We start from the raw sequence: 13199 nt of genomic DNA, 5'->3' as shown, positions 1-13199 counted from the left end.
CTCAGATGTTGCGGAAGCGGTTGATGGCGTCGATGTGCTGGGCCCGCAGCTCCGGGTCGCGCACGCCCAGGCCCTCCTCGGGCGAGAGGGCGAGGACGCCGACCTTGCCCTGGTGGAGGTTGCGGTGGACGTCGTAGGCGGCCTGGCCGGTCTCCTCCAGGGAGTAGACCTTCGACAGGGTCGGGTGGATCTTGCCCTTGGCGATGAGGCGGTTGGCCTCCCAGGCCTCGCGGTAGTTCGCGAAGTGCGAGCCGATGATCCGCTTGAGCGACATCCACAGGTAGCGGTTGTCGTACTGGTGCATGTAGCCGGAGGTGGAGGCGCAGGTGGTGATGGTGCCGCCCTTGCGGGTGACGTACACGCTCGCGCCGAAGGTCTCGCGGCCCGGGTGCTCGAAGACGATGTCGATGTCCTCGCCGCCGGTCAGCTCGCGGATGCGCTTGCCGAAGCGCTTCCACTCCTTCGGGTCCTGCGTGTTCTCGTCCTTCCAGAACCTGTAGCCCTCGGCGTTGCGGTCGATGACCGCCTCGGCGCCCATGGACCGGCAGATGTCGGCCTTCTCGGGGGAGGAGACGACGCAGATCGGGTTGGCGCCGCCGGCCAGGGCGAACTGCGTGGCGTACGAGCCGAGGCCGCCGCTGGCGCCCCAGATCAGGACGTTGTCGCCCTGCTTCATGCCGGCGCCGTTGCGGGAGACGAGCTGGCGGTACGCGGTGGAGTTGACGAGGCCCGGGGCCGCCGCCTCCTCCCAGCTCAGGTGGCCCGGCTTGGGCATGAGCTGGTTGGACTTGACGAGGGCGATCTCCGCCAGGCCGCCGAAGTTGGTCTCGAAGCCCCAGATGCGCTGCTCGGGGTCGAGCATCGTGTCGTTGTGGCCGTCCGAGGACTCCAGCTCGACCGAGAGGCAGTGCGCGACGACCTCGTCGCCGGGCTTCCAGGAGTTGACGCCGGGGCCGGTGCGCAGCACGACGCCCGCGAGGTCGGAGCCGATGACGTGGTACGGCAGGTCGTGGCGCCTGGTCAGCTCGGAGAGGCGGCCGTAGCGCTCCAGGAAGCCGAAGGTCGAGACCGGCTCGAAGATCGAGGTCCAGACCGAGTTGTAGTTGACCGAGGAGGCCATGACGGCGACGAGCGCCTCGCCCGGGCCGAGCTCGGGCAGCGGGACGTCGTCCAGGTGGAGCGACTTGCGCGGGTCCTTGTCGCGGCTGGCGAGTCCGGTGAACATCTCCGCCTCGTCCTTGTGGACGGTGACGGCGCGGTACGACTCGGGGAGCTTGATGTTCGCGAAGTCGGCGGACGTGACCGCGGCGGAGCCGCTCGATGTCACAGTCTGGGACTGGATCGCGTCCAGGATTTCCTTCACGGGTTGCCTCCGGCGGTGAGCGTCCGGGGAGGACGCCTGAGGGTTACGGCGGTGAGTGCTGCTGTGGAGGTGTGCCGTCGGTTCGGCTGGGTCGTGCGGTGGCGCGGCGCCGGTCGGGCGCGGGGTTGCCTGTGACGCAGGCGTCCGGGCGCACGAGCCGTCGGCTTGTGGGGACAGCCGGCGCACGAGGTGGACCTCCGTGCGCCGGCCGCCCGGACAACATCAACGTATGGCACGCCGTGTCACCTGACAAGGCACTGGGTGCCAACAATTTCACTCAGATGCAATCTGGTGGTCACACATGAGCGATGATCGATCGAATCATGCCCTGAAACGGCTCCGAGCTGGGCAAACACGACGAGGGCCGTTCCCGGAATTCGGGAACGGCCCTCGCGGTGGAAGGGGCTCAGACGGTGCCGAGCGCCTTCTGGATGGTCCGCATGACCTCGTCGAGGGGCGCGTCCGTGCGCGCCACGGCCACCACCACGTCACCGGTGGCGGAGGCCCGGACGGCGGGCGCGGAGGCCTCCTCCCGTGCCTCCGGGGCGGCGGCGGGGGAGGAGGCGGACGGAGCCGGCCGGCCGGCGCCTATGCCCGATCCGAAGGTCTCCCGGACGATCGCGAAGGCGTGGTCGAGCTGGGTCTCCACGTCGCCCTGGCCGCCCGCCCGCAGCCAGCGGCGCAGCACGTGGTTGTGGGCGGTGACGACGGCCGAGGCGGCCACCTCGGCGAGCAGCGGGTCGTCGTTGCCGTCGTGGTGGTCGCGCTCGTCGAAGTGCCCGAGGAGGTAGCGGGTGAAGAGGCGCTCGTAGCGGGCCACCGAGGCGATCTCCCGCTCCCGCAGGGTCGGCACCTCGCGGGTGAGCCGGTAGCGGGCCACGGAGACCGCGGGGGACCCCGCGTACATCTTCATGACCTCCTTGATCCCCCGGCACACCGTGTCGAGCGGGTGCTCGTGCGGCGGCGCCGCGTTCAGCACCGCCTCCGCCCGCACCAGGGTGTCGTCGTGGTCGGGGAAGATCGCCTCCTCCTTGGACCGGAAGTGCCGGAAGAAGGTCCGCCGCGCGACCCCGGCCGTGGCCGCGATCTCGTCCACCGTGGTGGCCTCGTACCCCTTGGTCGCGAACAGCTCCATCGCGGCGGTGGCGAGCTCCCGGCGCATCTTGAGCCGCTGCGCGGCGGCACGGGTGCCCGCCGCGCTCTCCGGAGCGTCGGACGGGGAGGTGGCACGGGGTGACTTCGCGGCCTTGGGCATGGTCCGAACGTACTGCATCGGGGGGGAAGTGTGCCCAGGTGGGGGCGGGGGGCCCGCCGGGGCACCGGGGGTGCCCGAGGGGCTCAGGAGCCCGCCCCAACCGGGGGTGCGGGGCTCAGCGTCGGGCATATTCGCGGAAGCCGCGACCCGTCTTGCGGCCCAGGCAGCCGGCCGCCACCAGGTGCTCCAGGAGCGGGGCCGGGGCGAGGCCGGGGTCGCGGAACTCGCGGTGCAGGACCTGCTCGATCGCGAGCGAGACGTCCAGGCCGACCACGTCGAGCAGCTCGAACGGCCCCATCGGGTAGCCGCCGCCCAGCTTCATGGCCGCGTCGATGTCGTCCAGGGTCGCGTAGTGCTCCTGGACCATCTTGATCGCGTTGTTCAGGTACGGGAAGAGCAGCGCGTTCACGATGAAGCCGGCCCGGTCGCCGCAGTCCACCGGGTGCTTGCGGATCTTCGCGGTGACCTCGCGGACGGTGGCGTGGACGTCGTCGCCGGTCAGGACCGTGCGGACGATCTCCACCAGCTTCATCGCGGGCGCCGGGTTGAAGAAGTGCATCCCGATGACGTCCTGCGGGCGGGAGGTGGCCCGGGCGCAGGCCACGACCGGCAGCGAGGAGGTCGTGGTGGCGAGCACCGCGCCCGGCTTGCAGATCTTGTCGAGCCGCGCGAACAGGTCCTGCTTGACCTCCAGGTCCTCCGCGACCGCCTCGACCGCCAGGTCGACCTCGGCGAAGGCGTCGAGCGTGCCGGCCGGGGTGATCAGGGCGAGCACGGCGTCCCGGGCCTCGGCCGTCGTCCGGCCCCTGGACACCGAGCGCTCCAGGGACTTGGCGATCCGGGCCTTGGCGGTGTCCGCCTTCTCCTGGGAACGGGCGGCGAGTACGACCTCGTACCCGGCCTTGGCGAAGACCTCCGCGATGCCGGAGGCCATGGTGCCCGAGCCGGCGACGCCGACCGAGCGGACCTCGCGCCCGCCGGCGCTCTCCGCCGAGGTCAGCGGGGTCAGCGCGTCGCGCACCACCTCGTCGGAGCCCGGCGCCGCGTACGTGTAGAAGCCGCGGCCCGCCTTGCGGCCGGTCAGGCCCGCCTCGCTGAGCTGCTTGAGGATCGGGGCCGGGGCGTGCAGCCGGTCGTGCGAGGAGGCGTACATGGCCTCCAGGACCGTGCGGGCCGTGTCCACGCCGATCAGGTCGAGCAGCGCCAGCGGGCCCATCGGCAGGCCGCAGCCCAGCTTCATCGCCGCGTCGATGTCCTCGCGGGAGGCGTACTTGGCCTCGTACATGGCGGCGGCCTGGTTCAGGTAGCCGAAGAGCAGCCCGTCCGCGATGAAGCCCGCCCGGTCCCCGACGGCCACCGGCTCCTTGCCGAGGTCCTGGGCGAGCCGGGTGACGGCGTCGACGGCCCGCGGGTCGGTCAGCACCGAGGAGACCACCTCGACCAGCTTCATGGCCTGGACCGGGGTGAAGAAGTGCAGGCCGAGGACCCGCTCCGGGTGCGCCGAGTCGGCCGCGAGCCGGGTGACGGAGAGCGCGTTGGTGCCGGTGGCCAGGATCGCGTCGGGCCGGACGATGCCGTCCAGGGCCCGGAAGACCTCCTGCTTCGCCTCGTACGACTCCGGCACGACCTCGATCACGAGGTCGGCCCCGGCCGCCGCCTGGAGGTCGGAGTAGGTGCGGAAGCGGGCCAGGACGTCCTGCCGCTCGTCCTCGGTGATCCGCCCGCGGGCCACGGCGCGGGCGGTGGAGGCCTCCAGGGCGGCGACGGCCCGGGCGGCGGCGGCGTCGCTGACGTCGATGCCGATGACCTCGCGGCCGGCCCGGGCGAGGACGTCGGCGATGCCCGTGCCCATGGTGCCGAGACCGACGACGGCGATGGTGGAGAGAGGGGTGTCCATCAGGGGACTCCAGAGAGGAAGAGTGACGACTGAGGGCAGTGCGTGCGGGTGGTGCCGCGGAATTGCGCGGGCGCGAGGAGAATCGCGGGAAACGCACGGGAAGGAGCCCGTGGAAAAGGGCGGCGCCCGATGGGAAAGGGGGCGACGGGCTCTGTCCCGGAGCCGCGTCGAAACTGCCGAACCGACGTACGCTCACCACGGCTGCGTCACCAGGCCGTTGTGAGAAGCGGGGGTTGACCCGCTCACCTGAGAATAACCGGCGGGTAACGAGCGCGCCAGTCCCGGGAAGTCGAGAAGATGTGATCTGGATCGCGGATAGGCTCGGATTCATGGAATACGCCGAGGATCCGGAATTCTGCTCGATGATCGATCGATTGCGCGACGAGATCGGGAATGGCACCGGAGAAGTCCCGGCGGCATTCGGCCGGCTCGCGGAAACCGGAGACCCCGCGGAACTGCCCGGCGACCCCGAGGAGCTGCACCGCGTCCTCACCGAGCCCGGCCGGCCGCTCTGGGCCCGCGAGGTCGCTGCCTACGCCCTCGGCGTCGCCGGCGACCCGCGCGCCTTCGAGGCCCTCGTCCTGTTCCTCAACCACCGCGACCCCGAGCGCTGCGTCACCGCCGCCCACGCCCTGGCCCGGCTCGGCGACCCGCGCACCGCCCGCGCCGCCGCCGCCCTCGCCACCAACGAACTCCGGGCCGCCTACGCCCTGCTGCCGGTCCGGCTGCTCGCCGAACTGCGCGCCCCCGAGTCCGTGCCGGCCCTGATCGCCGTCCTCGAACGGCGCCTCCCGGCCGGCGACCCCCACTGGCGGGTCGGCCTCGCCTGCGTCGAGGGCCTCGGCGCCCTCGGCGACCCCCGGGCCCGCCCCGCCCTGGAGGCCGCCCTGCCCCACCCGCGCCTCGGCGCGGCGGCCGCGCGCTCCCTGGGCCTGCTCGGCCCGGAGCGCGCGGCCGACCGCGCCTGAGGGAAGGGGAGCACGGCTCCGTGGAGCCCTCCCCCCGGCCCTTTCAGCGCACGTGGCCCAGGAGGCCGTGCAGCGTGGCGCCGGTCGGCTCCGTGCGCGCGGCGGCCGCGCGTGCGCCGCGCTTCTCCGGGGGCTTCGACCCGGAGGTGACGACGGGCTCGGGCTCCGGCTCCGGAAGCGCGGCGCAGACCGCGTCCGCCTCGGCGCCGTCCGCGCCGCGCGGGAGCCTCCCGGTGGCCAGGTAGGCGGCCAGGTGGCCGTCGAGGCAGTCGTTCCCGGCCAGCGTCACGCCGTGGTTGCCGCCGCCCTCCTCCACGACCAGACGGGAGCCGCGCAGCAGCCGGTGCAGCGCGACCCCGCCCTCGTACGGCGTCGCCGCGTCGTCCGTCGCCTGGAGCACCAGGGCCGGCGGCACCCGGTCGTTGGAGACGTCCGGCGGGGTCAGGGACTCCACCGGCCAGAACGCGCACGGCGCGTTGTACCAGGTGTTGTTCCAGGACGAGAACGGCGCCTTGGCGTGCGTCTCCCACGCGTCCTTGCGCCAGACGTTCCAGTCGCGCGGCCAGCCCGCGTCCCGGCACTGCACGCTCGCGTAGACCGAGTAGCCGTTGTCGGCGGCCGCGTCGGCCTCCCCGTACCGCTCGTACGCCTCGACCAGCGGGCCGGTGTCCCCCTCGTTGACGTACGCGGAGAAGGCGCTCGCCAGCTTGGGCCAGTAGCCGTCGTAGTACCCGCCGGGCAGGAAGGCGTCCTCCAGCTCGCCCGGCCCGACCTTCCCGCCGGCCGGCTCCGCGCGCACCGCGTCGCGCATCCGGTACCAGGCGGCCTCGACCGCCGCCGGGTCGGTGCCCAGCCGGTACGTGGCGTCGTACCGGGCCACCCACGCCATGAAGTCCTTGTGCCGCGCGTCGAAGGCGAGGTTCTGCCCGAGGTTGCCCTCGTACCAGACCCCGTGCGGATCGACGACAGAGTCGAGCGCCATGCGCCGCACCCGGTCCGGGAAGAGCCGCGCGTACACGGCGCCCAGGTAGGTGCCGTACGAGTAGCCGAGGTAGTTGAGCCTCGGTGCGCCGAGCGCGTCCCGGATCGCGTCCAGGTCCTTGGCCGTGCTCACCGTGTCGACGTGCGGCAGCACGTCGGCGTACTTCTCGCCGCAGGCCGCCGCGAAGGCCCGCGCCCGCTCGGTCCCCGTCCGCTCGGCCCGGGAGCCGCGCGGCACCGAGTCGGGGCGCACCGGGGCGAAGTGGCCGGGCAGGCAGTCGAGCGCGGGCTCGCTCTTCCCGACCCCGCGCGGGTCGAAGCCGATCACGTCGTACTGGGCGGCCACCTCGGGCGGCAGCGAGGCCGCCACGTACCCCGCCATGCCGCGCCCGCTGCCGCCGGGCCCGCCCGGGTTCACGAGCAGCGGCCCCTGGAAGGTCTCCGCGGTGTGCTGGACCCGGGTCAGGGCGAGCGTCACCTTCCGCCCGGCCGGGTCGTCGTGGTCGAGCGGCACCTCCAGGGTGGCGCACTGGAGCTTCGGGTACGCCTTGGTGGCGCAGTCGGTCCAGGCGAGCCGGGGGAGCGGGCGGGGGGCCGGTTCGACGGCGTCCGCGGGCGCGGCGGGCAGCGCGGTGACCGTCCCGGCCACCAGCGCTCCAGCGGCGATCAGCATTCCTGCGCGTGGGGTCATAGGGCCTTTGTGCCTCGAACGGGGCCCGGCGGGACCCGTTCCGCCCGGAGTTGACCCGAAAGGAGGGGAGCGGACGGCGTGTCAGACGGTTCGGTCCGATGATCGGCCCGGCCGCCGGGGGCTCCGGCGGGCCGCGAGGGCTCCGGCGGGCTCAGAGGAAGGTGAGCTGCTCCGGGGCGGCCGCCGCCTCCGGCTCCTCCGGCGGGGCGGTCCCGCGCGTCCCGTCCCGCCCCGCGGGACCCATGCCGAACTCGGCGGCGAACTCGTGCACCTGACGGGTGATCCGGCGCTGGTACCAGGTCGGCGCGTAGGCCCCGTCCGCGTACATCCGCTCGTACCGCCGCACCAGGCCCGGGTGGTGGCGGCCCAGCCACTCCGCGAACCACTCGCGGGCGCCCGGCCGCAGGTGCAGGACGAGCGGGGTGACCGAGCTCGCCCCGGCCTCGGCCACCGCGCGGACCGTCGCGCGCAACTGCTCCGGGCGGTCGCTCAGGAAGGGCACCACGGGGGCCATCAGGACCCCGCAGTCGATGCCGTTCCCGACCAGCGCGCGGACGACGTCGAGGCGGCTCTGCGGGGAGGGGGCGCCGGGCTCGACCGTGCGCCACAGCTCCCGGTCCGTGAAGCCGACGGAGACCGAGACGCCGACCTCGGTGACCCGGGCCGCCTGGGCGATCAGCTCCAGGTCGCGCAGGATCAGGGTGCCCTTGGTGAGGATCGAGAAGGGGTTGGCGCGGTCGCGCAGGGCGGTGAGGACGCCCGGCATCAGGCCGTACCGCCCCTCGGCCCGCTGGTAGCAGTCGACGTTGGTGCCCATGGCGATGTGCGCGCCCTGCCAGCGGGGCGAGGCGAGCTGACGGGCGAGCAGCTCGGCGGCGTTGACCTTGACGACGATCTGGGAGTCGAAGCCGAGGCCGGTGTCGAGGTCCAGATAGGCGTGGGACCGGCGGGCGAAGCAGTACACGCACGCGTGCGTGCAGCCCCGGTAGGGATTGACCGTCCATTCGAACGGCATCCGGGAGGCGCCGGGGACCCGGTTCAGGATCGACCGGGCCCGCACCTCGTGGAAGGTGACGCCCCGGAACTCGGGAGTGTCGAAGGTCCGGCTGGTGACCGCGTCCGCACCGAACAGGGCGAGGTCGGCGGGGGGCGGGGAGGCCGAGGGGTTCGCCGCTCTGTCGCCCAGATTGTCCCAGCGCATGAACGCCTCCTCGATCGCTCGGGTCCGGCCGTTCGCTCAGAATAGAACACTTGTTCCCTTGATCGTCGCAACCCGGATTTCGCGCGCCGGAGCGCACGTGGTTCGCTTGGCCCGCAACCCCGAGCAACCACGAGCTGGAGGAAGTCAATGGCGCAGGTCGAGGCCACGACGGAACGGATCATCGCCGCGGACGCCGAGACGGTGTTCGACGCCCTCGCCGACTACAGCGGCACGCGCGCGAAGCTGCTCCCCGAGCACTTCAGCGAGTACGAGGTGCGCGAGGGCGGCGACGGCGAGGGCACCCTCGTCCACTGGAAGCTCCAGGCCACCAGCAAGCGCGTCCGCGACTGCCTCCTGGAGGTGAGCGAGCCCACCGACGGGCAGCTCGTCGAGAAGGACCGCAACTCCTCCATGGTCACCACCTGGACCGTCACGCCCGCCGGCGAGGGCAGGTCCCGCGCGGTCGTCACCACCGTCTGGAACGGCGCCGGGGGCATCGGCGGCTTCTTCGAGAAGACCTTCGCGCCCAAGGGGCTCGGCCGGATCTACGACCTCGTCCTCGCCGGACTCGCGGCCGAGGTCGAGAAGTAGCGCCCGGAGCGGGCGGGGCGCCGCCCGGACCGGGAGGGCGAACGCCCGGACCGGAAGGGGCGGTGCCCGGGGCGTGAGCGGCAGTCCGGAGCGTTCACCGGTTCGAGTGGATCGCCCGCGCCTCCCGTGACCGCGCCCGCGCGCGCCGGGGGCGCGGGCCCTCTCGTAAACGCGCTGATGAGCGACCCAAGTGCGCCGCCTCCCGGGGCCGTTCGCCGCCCGGGGCCCCTCCGGCCTCCCGCACCGCCCGACTTGCTCCCCCTTCGCGCCCGATGCGAAGAATGGCGCGGCGCAGACGCCGTGACGAGGGGAGCAGACACGTGGGTGCGGTCACCGTGGTGAAGAACACCGAGGACGCCACGGGCGCCGGCGGCGGCGGGGCCGTCGCGGCGGTCGCGGCGGGTACGGAGCCGCTCGCCCCGCCCGCCGGACCCGCGCCGGCCCCCGGTCCCGGACCGGACGCCCTCGACCCCCGCCGCGTCCGGCTCGTCTTCCTCGGCCTCATGCTCGCCCTGCTCCTCGCCGCCCTGGAGCAGATGATCGTCGCCACCGCCCTGCCGAAGATCGTCGGCGAACTCCAGGGCTTGGATCGGATGTCCTGGGCGATCACCGCCTACCTGCTGACCTCCACCATCGGCCTGCCGGTCTACGGGAAGCTCGGCGACCTCCTCGGCCGCAAGGGCGTCTTCCTCTTCGCCATCGTCGTCTTCGTCATCGGCTCCGGCCTCGCCGGCTGGTCCCGGACGATGGACCAGCTCATCGCCTTCCGCGCGGTCCAGGGCATCGGCGCCGGCGGCCTCATGATCGGCGTCCAGGCGATCATCGCCGACATCGTGCCGCCCCGGGAGCGCGGCCGGTACATGGGCATGATCGGCGCCGCCTTCGGACTCGCCTCCGTCGCCGGACCGCTGCTCGGCGGCTTCTTCACCGACCACGTCTCCTGGCGCTGGTGCTTCTACTTCAACGTGCCCTTCGGGCTCGTCACCCTCGCCGTCGTCGCCACCGTCCTCAAGCTCCCCAAGCCCGCCGCACGCGCGCGCTTCGACGTCCTCGGCGCCCTGCTCCTCGCCGCCGCCTCCACCTGCCTGGTCCTGCTCACCAGCTGGGGCGGCACCGAGTACGCCTGGGACTCCCGGGTCGTCCTCGCCCTCGCCTGCGGCGCCGTCGGAACCACCCTGCTCTTCCTGGTCGTCGAGCGCTTCGCGCCCGAACCCCTCATCCCGCTCCGGCTCTTCCGCGACTCCGTCTTCACCGTCACCGCCCTCGTCGGCGCCGTCGTCGGCATCGCCCTCTTCGGCGCCGCCAGCTACCTGCCCAGCTTCCTCCAGATGGTCGAGGGCGCCACCGCCACCGAGTCCGGCCTCCTGATGCTGCCCCTGATGGGCGGCATCGTCGTCGCCTCCGTCGTCTCGGGCCGGCTCATCAGCCGCACCGGCCGCTACAAGGCCTACCCGGTGGCCGGCGGCGCCCTCTCCGTCCTCGGCATGTGGCTGCTCTCCCACATGGACGCCGACACCCCGCGCCTCCAGCACAGCCTCTGGCAGGCCGTCCTCGGCACCGGCATCGGCCTGGTCATGCCGGTCCTCGTGCTCGCCGTGCAGAACTCCGTGCGCCCCGCCGACCTCGGCACCGCCACCAGCGCCCACACCTACTTCCGCCAGATCGGCGGCAGCGTCGGCGCCGCGATCTTCGGCACCCTCTTCGCCTCCCGGCTCGACGACGCCCTCGGCGACCGGCTCGCCGGCGTCCTGCCCGCGAACGGCTCCGGCGCCCCGCTCCCGGCCGAGTCGATCACCCCGCAGACGGTGCACATCCTGCCGCCCGTCCTGCGCGACGCCTACGTCCAGGCGTACGCGGACGCGATGCCGCGCATCTTCCTCTACCTCGTGCCGGTCCTCGTGCTCGGCCTCGTCCTCGCCTTCTTCCTCAAGGAGAAACCGCTGGTGTCCCACCCCACCCCCACCACCGAGGCCGCCGACTTCGCCACCCGGGCGGTCCCGCACGCCCGGCACGCCGCCCCCGAACCCGCTCCGGCCGCGGCCCCGCCGCACTCGGGGCTCCCGGTCTGCGGCACCGTCCAGCACCACGACGGCAGCCGCGTCCCCCGCGCCGCCCTCACCCTCATCGACGTCCAGGGGCGGCAGATCGGGCGCGGCGCGAGCGGCGAGGACGGCCGGTACGCGCTGAGCGTGCCCGGCGGCGGCGCCTACGTCCTGATCGCGGCGGCCGGCGGCCACCAGCCGCAGGCCGTCTCCGTCACCGTCGGGGACCGCCCGGTGGAGCTCGACGTCGTCCTCGGCGGCGCCGGGCGGCTCGCGGGCAGCGTCGTCACCGCCGACGGCACGCCCGTGCGGGACGCGGCCGTCACCCTCACCGACGTGCGCGGCGAGGTCGTCGCCTCCACCCGCAGCGGACGCGAGGGCGGGTACGTCATCACGGAACTGGTCGCGGGCGAGTACACGCTCGCCGCCAGCGCCCCCGCCTTCCGGCCCGCCGCGCTCCCGGTGAGCGTCCAGGCCTCCCGCGAGACCCGCCAGGACATCGAACTGGCCGGTGGCGCGGTGCTGCGCGGGACGGTGCGGGCCGGCGGCGGGCGCACGGTGGAGGACGCCCGGGTCACCCTGCTCGACGCGGCCGGGAACGTCGTCGACACCCTCACCACCGGGGCCGACGGGACCTTCCGGTTCGTCGACCTGTCCTCCGGCGAGTACACGGTCATCGCCGCCGGGTACCCGCCCGTCGCGACCGTCCTCCAGGTGGCCGGCGGGGGCCGCACCGAGCGCGACCTCCAGCTCGGCCACCAGGACTGAGCGGAACGACGGGCCCCGGCCGCCCGCCGCGGGGCGGGGGCCGGGGCCGACCGGTCGAACGGGCCTTCACCGGGCCCTGCGCACCGGAGGCGGTGCTCGGGGGCGGTGCTCGGCTCAGGAGGCGGTCCTCAAAAGACGGTCCTCAGGAGGCGGGCGACGCCTTGCGCAGCGCGCTGATACAGGTGCCGATCGCGTCCTGGAGGGCTTCGAGGCGCTGGAGCATGTCGGCCTCGTAGATGTCCTCCTCCATCACCTCGTCCAGCGTCAGCTCCTCGAAGACCTTCGTCGCCTTCTGCAGGCTGTTGTAGAACTTCGTCCGCCGCTCCTGGACGCGCAGCGCCGGGTCCTCCTCGACGGCCTTGGCCACCAGCCCCTTGACCGCGTCGTACGCCTCGCCGGCCCACTCGCCGGCCTCCTCCGAGTCGTCCAGCTCGTCGAGCAGCGACAGGTGCCGCTCGGCCTCCGCCCGCAGCTCGGGCGGCGCCTCCACGGTCTGCCCCGCCGGGGTCTTGATCTGCCCGTTCTCCACGATCTGCCGCACGTACCCGATGCGGTCGGCCGCCTTCGCCTCGCTCGCCACCGCCTTCTTCAGGTCGCCGGTGCGGGCGATCGCGCGGGCCATCTCCGTCTGGAGGGCCGGGTCCTCCTTCATCCGGTCGAGCAGCGCGCCGCGCGCGGCCTCCGCCGTCCCCGGGTCGGCGAGGATCGCGGCCCGCAGCGCCGTCGGGTTCTCCGCGACCTCGAGGGCCTTCGTCGGCCGGATGCCCTCGGCCTCGGCCGCCGCGCTGATCGCCTGCCCGCGCACGGAGGTCGCGCCGTTGCGCGAGGAGTAGTACGAGATCCAGACGTCCGCGTCGGGCAGCTCGACGTCCTCGCCGGGGACCAGGACCTCGAACTGGGGCACCAGACCGTCGTCGGCGGCCATGTCCCAGGCCTTGTAGTGGCGCATGACCCGCTCCGGCGAGCACTCCGCGAGCCGGGCGAAGGCCTTCGCGGAGACCTTCGTCGCGGCCGTGCCCTCGGCGGGCTGGCCGCCGGGCCGCACGCTCCGCGCCACCTTGAGCGCGAAGGCCCAGCCGCCGGTGCGGGCGTAGACGCCGAAGTCGCGGGCGTCGCGGACGACGACGGGGTCGGGCTCTCCGGCGTCCCCGTCCTCGGCGTCCTCCCGGTCCTCGGTCTCCTCCCGGTCCTCGGCGTCCTCCCCGTCCCGGGGCTCCGGTGCCGAGGGCTCCCAGAACTCGGGCTCCTCCGCCATGACGGGGCCGGCGGGCTCCTCGGCAGGTCCGGGGACGGCGGAACCGGGGACGGCGGGCTCGGGGACGGCGGGCCCGGCCTCGGCGGGCGTGGTGTCGGACGGGGTGAAGGCGATGGTCACCGGGGCTCTCCGAGGGTCGGGTACGGGAACTGCGGCCGACAGCCTATACACACCCCTTGGTGAAGTT

At 73.5% G+C, this 13199-nt stretch carries 9 protein-coding genes; 3 read left to right on the top strand and 6 right to left on the bottom strand.

The window, feature by feature from the left end; genetic code table 11:
• Position 1 precedes the first annotated feature (1 nt).
• From ccrA to ACIQKA_RS12920, 3 genes are all read right to left on the bottom strand, one after another.
• On the bottom strand, positions 2 to 1363 hold the full coding sequence (gene ccrA, locus ACIQKA_RS12930; protein WP_402540898.1) for a crotonyl-CoA carboxylase/reductase: 1362 nt from the start codon (positions 1361 to 1363) through the stop codon (positions 2 to 4).
• A gap of 406 nt (positions 1364 to 1769) precedes the next feature.
• A complete protein-coding gene (locus ACIQKA_RS12925) occupies positions 1770 to 2618 on the bottom strand; it encodes a TetR family transcriptional regulator (protein ID WP_383159876.1) in 849 nt (282 codons plus the stop codon).
• 115 nt (positions 2619 to 2733) lie between these two features.
• The gene (locus tag ACIQKA_RS12920) at positions 2734 to 4515 is read right to left on the bottom strand and encodes a 3-hydroxyacyl-CoA dehydrogenase family protein (RefSeq protein ID WP_383159873.1); all 1782 of its coding nucleotides are present in this window, start codon (positions 4513 to 4515) and stop codon (positions 2734 to 2736) included.
• 329 nt (positions 4516 to 4844) lie between these two features.
• On the opposite strand from ACIQKA_RS12920, the gene ACIQKA_RS12915 reads away from it, so the two are divergent.
• Positions 4845 to 5483, top strand: a complete 639-nt coding sequence (locus ACIQKA_RS12915; protein WP_383442563.1) for a HEAT repeat domain-containing protein — start codon at positions 4845 to 4847, stop codon at positions 5481 to 5483.
• Positions 5484 to 5526: 43 nt separating this feature from the next.
• Here the strand turns inward: ACIQKA_RS12915 and ACIQKA_RS12910 are convergent, their stop codons facing one another.
• Positions 5527 to 7155, bottom strand: a complete 1629-nt coding sequence (locus ACIQKA_RS12910) for an alpha/beta hydrolase (RefSeq protein WP_402540897.1) — start codon at positions 7153 to 7155, stop codon at positions 5527 to 5529.
• A 151-nt stretch (positions 7156 to 7306) separates the two neighbouring features.
• A complete protein-coding gene (locus ACIQKA_RS12905) occupies positions 7307 to 8356 on the bottom strand; it encodes an Rv2578c family radical SAM protein (protein ID WP_383442566.1) in 1050 nt (349 codons plus the stop codon).
• A 147-nt stretch (positions 8357 to 8503) separates the two neighbouring features.
• Here ACIQKA_RS12905 and ACIQKA_RS12900 point away from each other — a divergent pair, with 147 nt between their 5' ends.
• Positions 8504 to 8947, top strand: coding sequence for an SRPBCC family protein (locus tag ACIQKA_RS12900; RefSeq protein WP_383159539.1), 444 nt, complete (start codon positions 8504 to 8506; stop codon positions 8945 to 8947).
• Between the two features lie 281 nt (positions 8948 to 9228).
• Complete coding sequence (locus tag ACIQKA_RS12895) at positions 9229 to 11757, top strand: MFS transporter (RefSeq protein WP_402540895.1); 2529 nt, start codon at positions 9229 to 9231, stop codon at positions 11755 to 11757.
• 142 nt (positions 11758 to 11899) lie between these two features.
• Here the strand turns inward: ACIQKA_RS12895 and ACIQKA_RS12890 are convergent, their stop codons facing one another.
• Positions 11900 to 13132, bottom strand: a complete 1233-nt coding sequence (locus ACIQKA_RS12890; protein ID WP_402540893.1) for a hypothetical protein — start codon at positions 13130 to 13132, stop codon at positions 11900 to 11902.
• Between the last annotated feature and the right edge of the window lie 67 nt (positions 13133 to 13199).

It is taken from the genome of Streptomyces sp. NPDC092045, assembly GCF_044756005.1.
In the GTDB taxonomy this organism is placed as follows: Bacteria; Actinomycetota; Actinomycetes; order Streptomycetales; family Streptomycetaceae; genus Streptomyces.
Note: the sequence above shows the minus strand (reverse complement) of the source record. Positions and strands in the feature narration are given on the sequence as shown.